General features: G+C 69.1%; 12 protein-coding genes and 3 tRNA genes. 7 read left to right on the top strand and 8 right to left on the bottom strand.

From position 1 onward, the window contains the following. Window positions 1-40 precede the first annotated feature (40 nt). From ACIGDI_RS38225 to purM, 4 genes are all read left to right on the top strand, one after another. Complete coding sequence (locus tag ACIGDI_RS38225; protein ID WP_399906719.1) at window positions 41-838, top strand: sterol carrier family protein; 798 nt, start codon at window positions 41-43, stop codon at window positions 836-838. A gap of 37 nt (window positions 839-875) precedes the next feature. Beyond that, on the top strand, window positions 876-1,322 hold the full coding sequence (locus ACIGDI_RS38230) for an META domain-containing protein (RefSeq protein WP_399906721.1): 447 nt from the start codon (window positions 876-878) through the stop codon (window positions 1,320-1,322). A gap of 61 nt (window positions 1,323-1,383) precedes the next feature. Next, entirely contained in the window at window positions 1,384-2,913 is a 1,530-nt protein-coding gene (gene purF, locus ACIGDI_RS38235; protein WP_200699674.1) for an amidophosphoribosyltransferase, read from the top strand. Between the two features lie 45 nt (window positions 2,914-2,958). After that, window positions 2,959-4,026, top strand: coding sequence for a phosphoribosylformylglycinamidine cyclo-ligase (gene purM, locus ACIGDI_RS38240; protein WP_384822020.1), 1,068 nt, complete (start codon window positions 2,959-2,961; stop codon window positions 4,024-4,026). Window positions 4,027-4,095: 69 nt separating this feature from the next. On the opposite strand, the gene ACIGDI_RS38245 is transcribed toward purM, so the two are convergent. Both ACIGDI_RS38245 and ACIGDI_RS38250 read right to left on the bottom strand, forming a co-directional pair. After that, the gene (locus tag ACIGDI_RS38245; RefSeq protein ID WP_058924454.1) at window positions 4,096-4,353 is read right to left on the bottom strand and encodes a DUF3073 domain-containing protein; all 258 of its coding nucleotides are present in this window, start codon (window positions 4,351-4,353) and stop codon (window positions 4,096-4,098) included. Between the two features lie 280 nt (window positions 4,354-4,633). Continuing rightward, on the bottom strand, window positions 4,634-5,737 hold the full coding sequence (locus tag ACIGDI_RS38250; protein ID WP_200699676.1) for a Glu/Leu/Phe/Val dehydrogenase dimerization domain-containing protein: 1,104 nt from the start codon (window positions 5,735-5,737) through the stop codon (window positions 4,634-4,636). Between the two features lie 221 nt (window positions 5,738-5,958). On the opposite strand from ACIGDI_RS38250, the gene ACIGDI_RS38255 reads away from it, so the two are divergent. Further along, window positions 5,959-6,801 carry a hypothetical protein gene (locus ACIGDI_RS38255; protein ID WP_399906724.1) on the top strand — a complete coding sequence of 281 codons (843 nt, stop codon included), beginning with the start codon at window positions 5,959-5,961 and terminating at the stop codon, window positions 6,799-6,801. 508 nt (window positions 6,802-7,309) lie between these two features. Further along, window positions 7,310-7,516 (top strand): developmental transcriptional regulator BldC, encoded by a 207-nt coding sequence (gene bldC, locus ACIGDI_RS38260; RefSeq protein ID WP_003949541.1) that lies wholly within the window; start codon window positions 7,310-7,312, stop codon window positions 7,514-7,516. A gap of 472 nt (window positions 7,517-7,988) precedes the next feature. On the opposite strand, the gene ACIGDI_RS38265 is transcribed toward bldC, so the two are convergent. From ACIGDI_RS38265 to ACIGDI_RS38290, 6 genes are all read right to left on the bottom strand, one after another. After that, the gene (locus ACIGDI_RS38265) at window positions 7,989-8,180 is read right to left on the bottom strand and encodes a DUF6274 family protein (RefSeq protein ID WP_272176621.1); all 192 of its coding nucleotides are present in this window, start codon (window positions 8,178-8,180) and stop codon (window positions 7,989-7,991) included. 282 nt (window positions 8,181-8,462) lie between these two features. After that, window positions 8,463-8,537: transfer RNA gene (locus ACIGDI_RS38270), tRNA-Asp, on the bottom strand. A gap of 94 nt (window positions 8,538-8,631) precedes the next feature. Then, the gene (gene hrpA, locus ACIGDI_RS38275; RefSeq protein ID WP_399906726.1) at window positions 8,632-12,585 is read right to left on the bottom strand and encodes an ATP-dependent RNA helicase HrpA; all 3,954 of its coding nucleotides are present in this window, start codon (window positions 12,583-12,585) and stop codon (window positions 8,632-8,634) included. 122 nt (window positions 12,586-12,707) lie between these two features. After that, window positions 12,708-12,781: transfer RNA gene (locus ACIGDI_RS38280), tRNA-Phe, on the bottom strand. Window positions 12,782-12,803: 22 nt separating this feature from the next. Next, window positions 12,804-12,881 (bottom strand) — tRNA-Asp (locus ACIGDI_RS38285). 228 nt (window positions 12,882-13,109) lie between these two features. Next, the gene (locus ACIGDI_RS38290; protein ID WP_399906727.1) at window positions 13,110-14,099 is read right to left on the bottom strand and encodes a ScbA/BarX family gamma-butyrolactone biosynthesis protein; all 990 of its coding nucleotides are present in this window, start codon (window positions 14,097-14,099) and stop codon (window positions 13,110-13,112) included. A 213-nt stretch (window positions 14,100-14,312) separates the two neighbouring features. Between ACIGDI_RS38290 and ACIGDI_RS38295 the strand changes: the two genes are divergently transcribed. Continuing rightward, window positions 14,313-15,002, top strand: a complete 690-nt coding sequence (locus ACIGDI_RS38295; protein ID WP_399906729.1) for an HAD family hydrolase — start codon at window positions 14,313-14,315, stop codon at window positions 15,000-15,002. Window positions 15,003-15,043 lie beyond the last annotated feature (41 nt).

Here is a 15,043-nt window from a genome sequence, read left to right on the forward strand (position 1 = left end):
CCGTGTCCGGCCCGCTTCCCGGCCGCTCTAGGCTGACCCCATGTCACCGGCCAGGAAACGCGCCCGTACGTACGACTCCGCCAAGATCCGCAAGGCCGTGGCGGCGCAGTTCGACCACGTCCGCGAAGCCGTCCGCACGCTCGGCCCCGAGCGGCTCGCCCTGCCCACCCGACTCGGCGACTGGTCCGTGCGGGAACTGGTCGCCCATATCGGCATGTGCGTCGACGTCGTCCCCCGTCTCGTCGAGCGGCCCGAGCCGCCCAGGGCGGAGATCACCGTGCTGGACTGGGCGTTCGGCACCGCCGCCAACGCCTCGCTGCTGTCCGAGGCCGCCCAGGAGACCGCCCGGCGCGACTCCGACGCGGACGCCGCCCTGACCGCCGTCGCCGAGCGCCTGGCCGGCACGCTCGCCGGGACACCCGACGGCCGCGTCCTCGCCTTCCGCACCGGCGCCATCACCCTCGCCGACCTGCTGGTCACCCGCACCGTCGAACTCGTCGTCCACACCGACGACCTGAACGCCGCGGTGCCGGGGCTCCAGGTGCCGTACGACCGGCAGGCGCTCGCCGCCTGCACCCGGCTGCTCGCGGACGCCCTCGCCGCGAAGGCGCCCGGCGGCTCCACCGAGGTGCGCGTGCCGCCGTACGCCGTGGTGCAGTGCGTCGAGGGGCCCCGGCACACCCGCGGCACCCCGCCCAACGTCGTCGAGACCGACCCGCTGACCTGGATCCGGCTGGCGACCGGGCGGCTGGCCTGGAAGGACGCGCTGGAGGGCGCCGAGGTCAGCGCGAGCGGGGAGCGGGCGGACCTCGGCGGGCTGCTGCCGGTGATGAGCTGAGCCGGAACCGGGTGCGAGTCCCACCCGTCCCATCCCCATGGACAAACAGCGACTCACCCTCGCCGTCCTGACACTGGTGCCGCTCGTGGTGGCGTGCGGCAGCGAGAAGGCGGACGGCGGCAGCGGCTCGGTGGCCGCCGAGCGGCCCGTCACCGGCGTCGACTGGCGCGTCCGGGACATCACCGTGAACGGCACGACCACCGCCGCGCACGGCAGCCCGTACCTCGCCTTCGGCGCCAAGACCCACAAGGCGGCCGGCCGGCTCGGGTGCAATCACGTCAACGCCAGGGCGACCGTACGCGCCGGACACATCACGCTCGGGCGAGCGATGACCACCCGAATGATGTGCGACGCCTCACTCATGCAGACCGAACGAGCCTTGCTGGGCCTGTTCAACCACACGGTCCGCTACCGGGTCGATCACGACACCCTCACGCTGACCAGCGCAAACGGCATGACGGTCCGGGCCGTCGTCCGGCAGTGATCCACTACTGACGAGTAACCCCAATTCGGACCAGTGGTCGATCTCGCCTACACTCGGAGCCGTGCCACGTGGTGACGGTCGACTCAATCATGATCTGCTCCCCGGTGAGAAAGGCCCCCAGGACGCTTGCGGCGTCTTCGGAGTCTGGGCTCCGGGCGAAGAGGTCGCCAAGCTCACTTACTTCGGGCTCTACGCCCTCCAGCATCGGGGCCAGGAATCCGCGGGTATCGCGGTCAGCAACGGCTCCCAGATCCTCGTCTTCAAGGACATGGGCCTGGTCTCCCAGGTCTTCGACGAGACCTCGCTCGGTTCGCTCCAGGGTCACATCGCGGTCGGACACGCCCGCTACTCGACCACCGGCGCCTCCGTGTGGGAGAACGCCCAGCCGACGTTCCGCGCCACCGCGCAGGGCTCCATCGCGCTCGGCCACAACGGCAACCTGGTCAACACGGCGCAGCTCGCCGAGATGGTCGCCGACCTGCCGAAGAAGGAGGGCGGCCGCGCCCCGCGCGTGGCGGCCACCAACGACACCGACCTGCTGACGGCGCTGCTCGCCGCCCAGGAGGACGCGGACGGCAAGCCGCTGACCATCGAGGAGGCGGCCCACACGGTGCTGCCCAAGGTGCGCGGTGCCTTCTCCCTCGTCTTCATGGACGAGCACACCCTCTACGCGGCCCGCGACCCGCAGGGCATCCGCCCGCTGGTCCTCGGCCGCCTGGAGCGCGGCTGGGTGGTCGCCTCCGAGTCCGCCGCCCTCGACATCTGCGGCGCCAGCTACGTCCGTGAGATCGAGCCGGGCGAGTTCGTCGCCATCGACGAGAACGGCCTGCGCACCTCCCGATTCGCGGAAGCGAAGCCCAAGGGCTGTGTCTTCGAGTACGTGTACCTGGCCCGCCCGGACACCGACATCGCCGGCCGGAACGTGTACCTCTCCCGGGTGGAGATGGGCCGCAGGCTGGCCAAGGAAGCCCCGGTAGAGGCCGATCTGGTCATAGCGACCCCGGAGTCCGGAACGCCCGCGGCCATCGGCTACGCCGAGGCCTCCGGCATCCCCTTCGGCGCCGGCCTGGTCAAGAACGCCTACGTCGGCCGGACCTTCATCCAGCCCTCGCAGACCATCCGGCAGCTGGGCATCCGCTTGAAGCTGAACCCGCTGAAGGAAGTCATCAAGGGCAAGCGCCTGGTCGTCGTCGACGACTCGATCGTGCGCGGCAACACCCAGCGGGCGCTGGTGCGGATGCTCCGCGAGGCGGGCGCGGCCGAGGTCCACATCCGGATCTCCTCGCCGCCCGTGAAGTGGCCCTGCTTCTTCGGCATCGACTTCGCCACCCGCGCCGAGCTCATCGCCAACGGCATGACGATCGACGAGATCGGCACCTCGCTGGGCGCCGACTCCCTGGCGTACATCTCCATCGACGGCATGATCGAGGCGACCACGATCGCCAAGCCGAACCTGTGCCGCGCCTGCTTCGACGGCGAGTACCCGATGGAACTCCCCGACCCCGAGCTGCTCGGCAAGCAGCTGCTGGAGACCGAGCTGGCCGCGGGGCCCGCCGCCACGGCCGCGGCCGACGCCATCCGTCGCCCGTAGACCGCCCGAAATACCTGCCGTACGACACGAAAGTTCTCACTAGCCATGTCTGAGACAACTGGTGCCAGCTACGCAGCCGCGGGCGTCGACATCGAAGCGGGCGACCGCGCCGTGGAGCTCATGAAGGAGTGGGTGAAGAAGACGCAGCGCCCCGAGGTCCTCGGCGGCCTCGGCGGCTTCGCCGGCCTCTTCGACGCCTCCGCCCTGAAGAACTACGACCGCCCGCTGCTCGCCTCCGCCACCGACGGCGTGGGCACGAAGGTCGACATCGCCCGTCAGCTGGGCGTGTACGACACCATCGGCCACGACCTGGTCGCGATGGTCATGGACGACATCGTGGTGTGCGGCGCCGAGCCGCTGTTCATGACCGACTACATCTGCGTCGGCAAGGTCCACCCCGAGCGGGTCGCCGCGATCGTCAAGGGCATCGCGGAGGGCTGTGTGCTCGCCGGGTGCGCCCTGGTGGGCGGCGAGACGGCCGAACACCCGGGCCTGCTGGGCGAGGACGACTTCGACGTCGCCGGCGCCGGTACGGGCGTCGTGGAGGCCGACCGGCTGCTGGGCGCGGATCGCATCCGTACGGGTGACACCGTCATCGCCATGGCGGCCTCCGGACTTCACTCGAACGGGTACTCGCTCGTCCGGCATGTCCTGCTGAACCAGGCCGGCCTGTCCCTGGAGGCGCGTGTCGAGGAGCTCGGCCGCACCCTCGGCGAGGAACTGCTGGAGCCGACCAGGATCTACTCGCTGGACTGCCTGGCCCTGACGCGCACCACGGACGTGCACGCGTTCAGCCACGTCACCGGCGGCGGGCTCGCCGCCAACCTGGCCCGGGTGATCCCGGACGGCCTGCACGCGATCGTCGACCGCTCCACCTGGACCCCGGCCCCGATCTTCGACCTGGTCGGAAAGACGGGTCAGGTCGAGCGCCTGGAGCTGGAGAAGACGCTCAACATGGGCGTCGGCATGATCGCGATCGTGCCCGAGGAGTCCACGGACGTGGCGCTGGCCACCCTGGCGGACCGGGGCGTCGACGCGTGGGTCGCGGGCGAGATCACCGAGCGGGGAGAGCACACGACCGGTGCCGCCCTCGTCGGGGACTACGCGAGCTGATCCGAGGCGGGCAGCACAGAACCCGGTCGGTGACCGAGGTCACCGACCGGGTAGGTGCTCAATGCAACGTCAAGCGCCGCGACGCTGTTGTGAAGGGTTTCCGCCCTCGTCCTCGTCGTCGTCGTCCTCATAGAGGTCGGCATAACGTGAGTACAGGTCGTCGTCGTCCTGCCCATCGTCCTCGAAATGGTCACCGTTCGGTGACTGATTCGATGTCGACGATGCGCCCAGCTCCTCGGCCAGGCGTGAGAGGTCCGTCCCGCCGCTGTTGTACTTCAGCTGGCGGGCGACCTTCGTCTGCTTGGCCTTGGCCCGGCCGCGCCCCATGGCTCGACCCCCTCAACGACGGGGCTCGACGGCCCCAGAGTCTGACACGCGTTCATGATCTGGAACGGACTCTCCGTGGAGAGGCCGGTCCGTAGGGCTCCCACGGTACCTGAGCCCACGCCCATACGGTACGTCGCCCGCATGGGCAGCGTGTGCCCAGGACCTTCGAGATGCCCTGTCCTCGCTGGTCAATGGCGATTTTAACCACTTATCGGCGGCCGACCCGCCGACGAACGTGAGAGTTCTCTCTAAGTGCCCGCCGACGGGTACCGGCCAAACGTCAGAGCGCGCGTTCCGTGGCGGCCTCGTGCATCCGCTGCTCGGCGATCCGGTCGGCCGCGGCGGCCGGTGGAATCCCGTCCGTCTTCGCACGTGCGAATATGGCGAGCGTGGTGTCGAAGATCTTCGCCGCCTTCGCCCGGCACCGCTCGAAGTCGAAGCCGTGCAGCTCGTCGGCGACCTGGATGACACCGCCGGCGTTCACCACGTAGTCCGGCGCGTAGAGGATCCCGCGGTCGGCGAGGTCCTTCTCCACGCCCGGGTGGGCGAGCTGGTTGTTGGCCGCCCCGCAGACCACCTTGGCGGTGAGCGCCGGCACAGTGTCGTCGTTCAGGGCTCCGCCGAGCGCGCACGGGGCGTAGATGTCCAGGTCCTGGACCCGGATCAGGGTGGCGGTGTCGGCGACGGCCGTCACGCCCTCCGGATGGGCCGCCAGGATCCGCCCCACGGCCTCCTCGCGGACGTCCGTGATCACGACCTCGGCGCCCTCGTCACGCAGGTGCTGCACCAGGTGGTGGCCGACCTTGCCGACGCCCGCGATGCCGACCTTGCGGCCGCGCAGCGACGGGTCGCCCCACAGGTGCTGGGCGCTGGCCCGCATGCCCTGGTAGACGCCGTAGGCGGTCAGCACGGAGGAGTCGCCGGCGCCGCCGTTCTCGGGCGAGCGGCCCGTGGTCCAGCGGCACTCGCGGGCGACGACGTCCATGTCGGCGACATAGGTGCCGACGTCGCATGCGGTGACGTACCTGCCGCCGAGGGAGGCGACCATCCGCCCGTAGGCGAGCAGCAGCTCCTCGGTCTTGTCGCGCTCCGGATCGCCGATGATCACGGCCTTGCCGCCGCCGTGGTCGAGACCGGCCATGGCGTTCTTGTACGACATCCCGCGCGCGAGGTTCAGCGCGTCGGCGACAGCCTCCGCCTCGGTCGCGTACGGGTAGAAACGCGTGCCGCCGAGGGCCGGGCCCAGGGCGGTGGAGTGGATGGCGATGACGGCCTTCAGACCGCTGGCACGGTCCTGGCAGAGCACGACTTGCTCATGTCCGCCCTGGTCCGAGTGGAACAGGGTGTGCAGTACATCAGCAGGTGCGCCGGTCACGTCGGTCACTGTGGTGACTCCTGAGGTAAAGAGCGGCGGGTGGACTGGGCTCCCGTACGGGTGGCGGGGCCTGTGAGGACGAGAGTAGAGCCTGTGGGGGCCGCCATCCGGGCAGTGGTGGGGATCACTCACCCCACGGGAGCGCCCGTGCGACGATTTGCATGGATTTCCCGTGGATTCGTGGCGGGTTCCGCAGGTTTTCCCGGTGGTGGGAGGGGGAGGGAGCAGGCGTGCCCAAGGTGTCCTCGGTGGTCGTCCCGTACGCGACGTATCTGCGCGTCTACGAACCGCTGGCCGCCTTCCCCGAGCCCGAGCGCGACCACTGGGCCCGCTACGCCCGCCGCCCCGACCGTCCCTCGTACCAGGACGAGCTGCGCCGCTCCCTCGCCGATCTGCTGCCCACCCCGCCCGTCCCGGTGCCGGTGCACGAGAGCAGCGACGCGTTCGTGCTGGACGTGGACGGCGTGGTCTGCGTGTGTCCGTGGCGCACCCGGCTGCGCGGCTGGCAGGCGCTGCAGGAGCTGGCCGACGAACTGCCCGCACCGGTCCTGGACGCGGTGCTGCCGGAGGTCGTACGGCGGCAGGCGACCCAGGACTACGAGCGCTGGCTGGTGCGCAACCCGGACGCGCGGCCCTGGATCCGCACGGGGACCTGGCAGGTGCCCCTGCACTGGTTCGTGCTGGTCGCCGACGAGGAGCGGCGCTTCGACAAGGGCTCCGGCGACATCCCGCCGATGCTGCGCTACCGGACGCCGATGGTGCAGGCCCGGCGGCGCGTGGCGCGGGCCCTGCGGGCGCTGAAGGAGGCCTTCGACGAGGGGCCGCTCATCGACGGTCTGCTGGACGTGGGGCGGTGGCTGGAGGAGTTCCACCCCCGCTCGCTGGTCGAACTGGACTACGGCGGCCTGGTGCACACCTTGCCGACAGGTGAGCTGGAGGACGACCACTCGGCGGCCGACGTGGCCGAGGGCATCGAGGCGCTGCGTCGCGGGGACGGGGCGGCCGCGGGGGAGGCGTACGGGCGGCTGGTGGAGCGCTGGCGGTCCGTCAGGGACCGGCGGTCGGCGAACTAGCGCTGCCTTAGGTAACGAACTGGCGTTTGACGAATCGCCCGTTTTGGGGTTTCGTCCTCGCACCGAGGTTACTGAGGTGTCGTCAACATCGGACGTACGTCCCGATCCGGGCTTATGTGTCGAGCGTGACGGACCGCACGTTCCCGGCTCTTGCGTCGCTTGCCCCTCCTCATGCCAAAATAGGACAAGGAGTCCGGGGAGGACTCCGTCCGCATTGCACGCTTTGGGGGGTCTGGTGACTCCTGATCGTCCTGTGACTGATCGTCACAGTGGCGTGACTGTCCGCTATGGCATGGTCCATCGGCTTCCGTCGCTGATGAACACCTGGAGGGCAATTCCATCGGTTTGGCCGACGCGGCTGGACAGATGGTGTAGTTGTAGTGCCGAGGACAAGCCGTTCGTCCTATAACCGACTCGACCCGCGTCCACCATTTCGGGCAACGCGGGTCAAGGTGCAGAATTTAGAGGAAAGAACCGAGAAGGTTCGGTTCTCCCGAGGAGGCCGCTCATGACCGCTCGCACCCCTGATGCCGAGCCGCTGCTGACCCCGGCTGAGGTCGCCACCATGTTCCGTGTGGACCCGAAGACGGTCACGCGGTGGGCGAAGGCCGGAAAGCTCACATCGATCCGTACGCTCGGCGGGCACCGCCGCTACCGCGAGGCGGAGGTCCGTGCTCTGCTCGCGGGCATCCCCCAGCAGCGCAGCGAGGCCTGACAACTTCATAACAGGGCAAAACGGCAGGTCCCCCAACTGCGCCGAGTTGCCCGAACCCTAGCTCCAAGCGACGCGGGTTCTGCCCCAACAGGACCTACGCCCAAGCCCATCGGGACTTTTCGAGCAAGCAACAGGGTGCGTCGTCGATCGCGCTGGACTCCGCCGGGTCCAGCGCGATCTTTTTTGTGCGCGCGGTCCGATATCCCGGCCGGCCCTGTGGGCGGGCTTGTCGGAGTCTGGGGAGGGCTGTCGGATCTCCTGTGGGCGGTCGTGGGGCGACCCGCCCAGGGTGGTGCAATTGCACATATTAAATTGACCTGTTGTAGGTGAGGCGTAAGTACCTCGGTTTCAGAAACTCATGCGGTGACACCCGTCACATGGCGCGCCGCTTGTTGCTGCCGCCGCGAGTGCGCTAAAGGAGGCGGGCGCTCCACCGTCCCCCAGTCGTACGGGTGTTGGGCGACACACTCGCTCACGCGCCGGCGGGAGTCTCTTCCCCGGCCACCTCGTCCGGCGCTTCCGCGGCCCCCGGCGCGGAGTCCATCGCCAGCCGCAGCAGGTGGTGGCAGATCGGGCAGTGGCGGGTCAGGTGACGGTACGACGAGGCGGCCGACAGATGCGCACGGAGCAGAGCTCGCGTCTCATGCCTCACCGAAGCCGCCATACGCCACCTCCAGGACCCACGGGGAAAGGGCCCTGGTTTCTGGGTACCGACGGATGAAGACGCCGTCAAGACGGCGTGGGACGCCGGGGGGTCTCTGAGAACAAGGAACCGGAAGTGCAAAAGAGCCCGGATCCGAAGATCCGGGCTCTTGTTCTGCGGTCCTGACGGGATTTGCTGCGGTCGACTGCGGCTGCGCCGCGGGCGCGGCCTCCACCTCGACAGGGTGGGGCAAGAAGTTGGGCCCGCAACCCCCGTAGGGTGCGGGCCCAACTTTCCTCACTGCGGTCCTGACGGGATTTGAACCCGCGGCCTCCACCTTGACAGGGTGGCGAGCACTCCAAACTGCTCCACAGGACCAGGTTTCGCGGCGCTATTCGTGCGTTGCGCTGCGAGAAGAGACTGTACAGGAGGGTGAGCCCCCTGGTCGAACTCACCCCCTGTAGGCGGCCGGTTACGGAGCGGCCGCGTCGATCGCCTTCACGATCCGCTTGTCAGAGATCGGGTAAGCCGTGCCCAGCGCGTGCGCGAAATAGCTGACCCGGAGCTCCTCCAGCATCCAGCGGATGTCGGTGACCGAGGACGGGACCGGGCGGCCCTGGGGCAGCTGCTCCAGCAGCCAGGCGTACTCGTCCCGCATCTCGTGGACCTTCTCCATGCGCGTGGTGTCGCGCTGGACGTTGGTCGGCATCTGCTGGAGGCGACGGTCCGCGGCGACCAGGTACCGCATCAGATCGGGAAGGCGGCGCAGACCGACCTCGGTGACGAAGCCCGGCTTCACGAGGGCGTCCAGCTGGGCGCGTACGTCCTGCAGGTTCGGCAGCAGGACCGGACTGCGGACGGCCTTCAGACGGCGCTCAGCGGCCTGCCAGGCGGCCAGCACCTGCTGCACCTGGCCCACGGTGCGGACGGTCGTGTCCACGATCTCCGCGCGGACCCTCTCGTACAGCTTCCGGTACGACTCCTCGTCCCACGCCGGCCCCCCGAAGTCCCCGATCAGCTTGTCGGCCGCGGCCATCGCGCAGTCGTCGAAGAGGGCCTGGATGGAGCCGTGCGGATTGGCGGACAGGGCGAGCTTCTGGGCGTTCGTCAGCTTCTCGGACGCGAACTTCGCCGGGTTCACCGGGATGTTGCGCAGGATGAGGCGTCGGGTGCCCTTCCACATCGCCTCCGCCTGCTCCGCCTCCGTGTCGAAGAGGCGTACGGAGACCGTGTCGCCGTCGTCCACCAGCGCCGGGTAGGCCTTCACCGGCTGCCCGGCGCGACGGGTCTCGAAGACGCGGGTGAGGGAGCCGATCGTCCAGTCCGTCAGGCCGGAGCGTTCCAGGGACTCCCCGCCGCTACGCTCCGCCGTCGCCGCGGCCGCCTGCGACAGGGCCTGGCGTGCCTTCGGCCGCAGCCGCAGCCTGAGCGCCTCCAGGTCCTTGTCCTCGGCCAGCTTCCGCCGTCGTTCGTCCACGATCCGGAAGGTGACGCGCAGATGGTCCGGCACCCTCGACCAGTCGAAGTCCTCGGCGGTGAAGGGCACACCGACCATGCGCTTCAGCTCGCGCGCCATGGTCGTCGTCAGCGGCTCCTGGAGGGGTACGGCCGCGTCCAGGAACCTCTTCGCGAAGTTCGGGGCCGGCACGTAGTGGCGGCGGATCGGCTTCGGCAGGGAGCGGATCAGCTCCGTCACCAACTCCTCCCGGAGGCCCGGGATCTGCCAGTCGAAGCCCTCGTCCTTCACCTGGTTGAGGACCTGCAGCGGGATGTGGACCGTCACACCGTCCGCGTCCGCGCCCGGTTCGAACTGGTACGTCACCCGGAACTTGAGGCCGCCCTGCCGCCAGGAGTCCGGGTAGTCGGCCTTGGTGACCGCCTCCGCCGATTCCCGGATGAGCATCTCGCGCTCGAAGTCCAGGTACTCCGGCTGCTCGTGCCGCTTGCGCTTCCACCAGGAGTCGAAGTGGGCGCCGGAGACCACGTGTTCGGGCACCCGGGCGTCGTAGAAGTCGAAGAGCGTCTCGTCGTCGACGACGATGTCCCGCCGCCGGGCGCGGTGCTCGAGCTCCTCCACCTCGCTCAGCAGTCTGCGGTTGTCGGCGAAGAACTTGTGGTGCGTGCGCCAGTCGCCCTCGACGAGCGCGTTGCGGATGAACAGCTCGCGGGAGGCCTCGGGGTCGATACGGCCGTAGTTCACCTTGCGCTGGGCGATGATCGGGACGCCGTAGAGCGTGACCTTCTCGTACGCCATCACCGCCGCCTGGTCCTTCTCCCAGTGCGGTTCGCTGTAGGTGCGCTTGAGGAGGTGGCCGGCGAGGGGTTCGACCCACTCCGGCTCGATCTTCGCGTTGACGCGGGCCCACAGGCGCGAGGTCTCCACCAGCTCCGCCGACATCACGAACCGCGGCGGCTTCTTGAACAGGGCCGAGCCGGGGAAGATCGCGAACTTCGCGTTGCGGGCGCCCAGGTACTCGTTCTTCGCGCCGTCCTTGACGTCCTTCATGCCGATGTGCGAGAGCAGACCGGCCAGCAGCGAGACGTGGACGCGGTCGCCCGGGGCGTCGTCCTCGTTGAGGTGGATGCCCATCTGCTTGGCGACGGTGCGCAGTTGGGAGTAGATGTCCTGCCATTCGCGAATGCGCAGGAAGTTGAGGTACTCCTGCTTGCACATCCGGCGGAAGGACGACGAACCCCGCTCCTTCTGCTGTTCCCGGACGTACCGCCAGAGGTTGAGGTAGGCCAGGAAGTCGCTGGTCTCGTCCTTGAAGCGGGCGTGCTGCTGGTCGGCCTGCGCCTGCTTGTCCGCGGGCCGCTCGCGCGGGTCCTGGATGGACAGCGCCGCGGCTATGACCATGACCTCGCGGACACAGCCGTTCTTGTCGGCCTCCAGGACCATGCGGGCCAGCCGGGGGTCGACGGGCAGCTGGGCGAGCTTGCGGCCGGTCTGCGTCAGCCGCTTGCGCGGGTCCTTCTCGGCCGCGTCGAGCGCGCCCAGCTCCTGCAGGAGCTGCACACCGTCACGGATGTTGCGGTGGTCCGGCGGATCGATGAAGGGGAACCTCTCGATGTCGCCGAGGCCGGCCGCGGTCATCTGCAGGATGACGGAGGCGAGGTTCGTACGGAGGATCTCCGCGTCCGTGAACTCCGGGCGGGCGAGGAAGTCGTCCTCGGAGTACAGCCGGATGCAGATGCCGTCGCTGGTGCGGCCGCAGCGGCCCTTGCGCTGGTTGGCGCTGGCCTGGCTGATCGGTTCGATGGGCAGCCGCTGGACCTTGGTGCGGTGGCTGTAGCGGCTGATCCGGGCGAAGCCCGGGTCGATGACGTACTTGATGCCGGGGACCGTCAGGGACGTCTCGGCGACGTTGGTCGCCAGAACGATCCTGCGCCCGGTGTGCTGCTGGAACACGCGGTGCTGCTCGGCGTGCGAGAGGCGTGCGTAGAGCGGCAGGATCTCGGTGAAGCGGTACTGCTTCTTCGTGAGCGCGTCCGCGGTGTCCCGGATCTCCCGCTCACCGGAGAGGAAGACCAGGATGTCGCCCTTGCCCTCGCCCATCAGCTCCTCGACGGCGTCCGTGATCGCGGTGATCTGGTCGCGGTCGGCGTCCTCGGAGTCCTCCTCCAGCAGGGGGCGGTAGCGCACCTCCACCGGATACGTCCGCCCGCTGACCTCGATGATCGGGGCGTCGCCGAAATGCCGGGAGAAACGCTCGGGGTCGATGGTCGCCGAGGTGATGACGACCTTCAGGTCGGGCCGCTTGGGCAGCAGCTGGGCGAGATACCCGAGCAGGAAGTCGATGTTGAGCGACCGCTCGTGGGCCTCGTCGATGATGATCGTGTCGTAGGCGCGCAGCTCGCGGTCGGTCTGGATCTCGGCGAGCAGGATGCCGTCCGTCATCAGCTTGATGAAGGTGGCGTCCGGGTTGACCTGGTCGGTGAAGCGGACCTTCCAGCCGACGGCCTCGCCGAGGGGGGTGTCCATCTCCTCCGCCACCCGCTCCGCGACCGTGCGCGCGGCGATACGACGGGGCTGGGTGTGGCCGATCATGCCGCGCACGCCCCGGCCCAGTTCGAGGCAGATCTTCGGGATCTGGGTCGTCTTGCCGGACCCGGTCTCACCGGCCACGATGACGACCTGATGGTCGCGGATGGCCTCCGCGATGACGTCCTTCTTCTGGCTGACCGGCAGCTGCTCGGGGTAGGTGACCGCGGGCACGCGGCCTCGCCGCTCGCCCATGCGCTCCTCGGCCCGGGCGACCTCCGCCTCGATCTCGCCGAGCACGGCGGCACGGGCCTCCGGCTTACGGATCTTGCGCGCGCCTTCGAGCCTGCGCCCGAGCCGGTGCGCGTCGCGCAGGGACAGCTCGGTCAGACGGGAGGCGAGGGTGCCGAGGGCCGGGGCATCGGGGGCAGGGTGCGTAGACATACGCGATCCAGGATCTCATCCCCGGGAAATCCGTGGCGAACGATTTGTACCGGGGTGGGTGGCCGGGCATAGGACGAGGCCCATACAACGAGGCCCCGATCCGGAGATCGGGGCCTTGGTTGTGGCTGGGGCCGGGGTCGAACCGGCGACCTATCGCTTTTCAGGCGATCGCTCGTACCAACTGAGCTACCCAGCCATCAAAGCCTCTTGCGAGGCCTTGGCGGTCCTGACGGGATTTGAACCCGCGGCCTCCACCTTGACAGGGTGGCGAGCACTCCAAACTGCTCCACAGGACCTTGCTGTTGTGCGAACCAGTGACCCTAGTGTCGCACACCGTTTTGCGTGTCCCCAGCGAGTTTCCGCCGCTGCCGCTGGGCGGCTGCGGGAACCCTCGTCAGCTGGGGTGACGTCGCTGGAGCAGCGTATCAGAGGATGAGTGGTGCCCTGAAAACGATCAGAGGCGGAGGCCGCCGGCGACTCGGACGGATCGCCGGCCACGCCGACCCTCGCCGGCGTGGCGGCGGTCAGTACCGGGCGACCGGGCCGCAGACCGAGGAGGTGAACACGGTCTTGCCGTCCTGGCGGCCCGTCACGAGGAAGCCGGTCAGTCCGTCCTCTCGTTCGGGCAAGAGGGTGGCCTCGATCCAGCAGGGGCCGGCGAACTCCACGTAGCGATGGAACTCCGTGGACGCCTGTACCGGGAGCAGGGTGGTGGCCGGTCCGAGCACGGCGCAGGAGGCCTGGCGTACCGCCTCCAGCAGGACCATGCCGGGGATGTGGTCGCCGCCGTGGTCGAACATCACCGGGTGCCGGGTGTCGGGGGCGAGCAGCCAGTTCAGGGGTCGGTCGGTGGGGGCGAGCACCACGTCGACGGGGTGGGTGCGGCCGACCTCGGCCGGGTCCATGCGGACCGGGAGCTCCTCCGGCTCCGGCCGGGGCGGGACGGACAGCGCGTCGCCGCGCAGCCGTCGGTACGTCTCCGGCGTGAGGCAGGTGAAGCTGGCGTTGCCCGTCGCGGCGGTACGCCCGTCGCGCCTGATCGTCACTTCCAGGTGCCTGCGGACCGTCGCAGCGTTCCTGCGCCCCTCGGTGGTGATCGCGGCGTCCACGATGAAGTCGCTCGGTGTGGCACCGATGGTCAGCTGCTCCGGTACCGCCGTCCAGCTGAGATTCCACATCACGAAGTGCTGGCCGAGGAGGACTCCGAGTTCGGCGTGCGCCAGGCACAGGCCCGCCTGGCGAATGGTTTCGCCTACCTGCAGAGGGTCGTGCAGCCGGTCGTTCGGGCAGTTGAAGTAGGTGTGCGCCCGGGGCCACTGTCCGGTCAGCGTGAAGCGGGTTTCGTCGATGCGGGTGCAGCTGGTCAGGAAGACCTCCGCGATGGAGGCCCGGTGGACGTACTCCCGGGGCACCGTGGTGGTGAGCCGCGGAAGCGCGTCGAGCTGCGTGCCGGGAAGGCATCCCTCCGATCGGTCGGTGTGGTGCTCTGGCTCGTGAACCGTCAGCACACTCATGAACCTCTCCCCCAAGGAGGCGAATGGATGTTCCAAAGATACGTACTCACCGGTTTTGTTTTCAAGGCTGGTGCGGTCTTCAATTGCCATGGATGATGCAGGAGTTGGGGCTCGATCGGTCACAGGGGCCCAAAAGATCTGCTGATGAAACCGCGAGCCTGGTTTATGTATGACCTTTGAAGCCTCTCGGCATCGACGACACACGGAGCTGACATGACCCTCTCCCATCTGTGCCTGGTCGCGGTGAACATCGACGGTGTCCTGCTCAACGACACCTTCAGTCCCGTGATCCACCGGTTCATCGTCGACCGCGGCGGGCGGTACACGGCCGAGGTGGAACGGGCGGTGCTCTCCCGCCCCCGGCTGGAGGCGGCCGCGGCCACCGGTCTGGAGGGGAGCCCGGAGGAGCTGGCGCAGGCCTACTTCCGCGAGCGGGAGGACTACCTCCGGGAGCATCCGCTCCGCGTCCAGCCCGGCGCGCAGGCCCTGCTCACCGTCCTGCGCGGCCTCGGGGTCCGCGTCGTCTGCTACGGCGGGCTCGACCGCTCGCACTTCGACGCGCATCTCCAGGAGTACGCCGGGCTGTTCGACGATCCGGTCTACGTGTGCACCGACGCCGTCCGGCCGGGGATCCGGGAGATCGCGGAGGACGTCTTCGGGCTGCGTTGCGACCAGGCGCTGTTCATCGACGACGCGGCGAGCGTGGCCGAGGCGGCGCGGGCTCTCGGCGCCGCGTTCATCGGATGCCCGACGGACTACGAGCACAGTTTCCAGGAGCATCTGATGCGCGGGGCGGGGGTGCGGCACATGGTCCGCTCGCTCGAGGAGGTCGACGAGGCGCTGCTGCGGACCGTCGACGCGGAGGCGGCCGCCGCCGTCGTCGTCGGTGCCGGCCGGGGCTGACCGCACGCTGCCGCGTCCTGCCCGGTCGATCCCCGGAACCG

The organism is Streptomyces sp. NPDC085900 (assembly GCF_044540925.1).
GTDB classification, from domain to species: Bacteria; Actinomycetota; Actinomycetes; order Streptomycetales; family Streptomycetaceae; genus Streptomyces; species Streptomyces gilvifuscus.

What these genes read in the sequence shown, in the direction of transcription:
- ACIGDI_RS38225 (WP_399906719.1), top strand. Translation starts at nt 41, where the DNA reads ATGTCACCGGCCAGGAAACGCGCCCGTACGTACGACTCCGCCAAGATC.
- ACIGDI_RS38230 (WP_399906721.1), top strand. Translation starts at nt 876, where the DNA reads ATGGACAAACAGCGACTCACCCTCGCCGTCCTGACACTGGTGCCGCTC.
- purM (WP_384822020.1), top strand. Translation starts at nt 2,959, where the DNA reads ATGTCTGAGACAACTGGTGCCAGCTACGCAGCCGCGGGCGTCGACATC.
- ACIGDI_RS38245 (WP_058924454.1), bottom strand. Translation starts at nt 4,353, where the DNA reads ATGGGGCGCGGCCGGGCCAAGGCCAAGCAGACGAAGGTCGCCCGCCAG.
- bldC (WP_003949541.1), top strand. Translation starts at nt 7,310, where the DNA reads ATGACCGCTCGCACCCCTGATGCCGAGCCGCTGCTGACCCCGGCTGAG.
- ACIGDI_RS38265 (WP_272176621.1), bottom strand. Translation starts at nt 8,180, where the DNA reads ATGGCGGCTTCGGTGAGGCATGAGACGCGAGCTCTGCTCCGTGCGCAT.
- hrpA (WP_399906726.1), bottom strand. Translation starts at nt 12,585, where the DNA reads ATGTCTACGCACCCTGCCCCCGATGCCCCGGCCCTCGGCACCCTCGCC.
- ACIGDI_RS38290 (WP_399906727.1), bottom strand. Translation starts at nt 14,099, where the DNA reads ATGAGTGTGCTGACGGTTCACGAGCCAGAGCACCACACCGACCGATCG.
- ACIGDI_RS38295 (WP_399906729.1), top strand. Translation starts at nt 14,313, where the DNA reads ATGACCCTCTCCCATCTGTGCCTGGTCGCGGTGAACATCGACGGTGTC.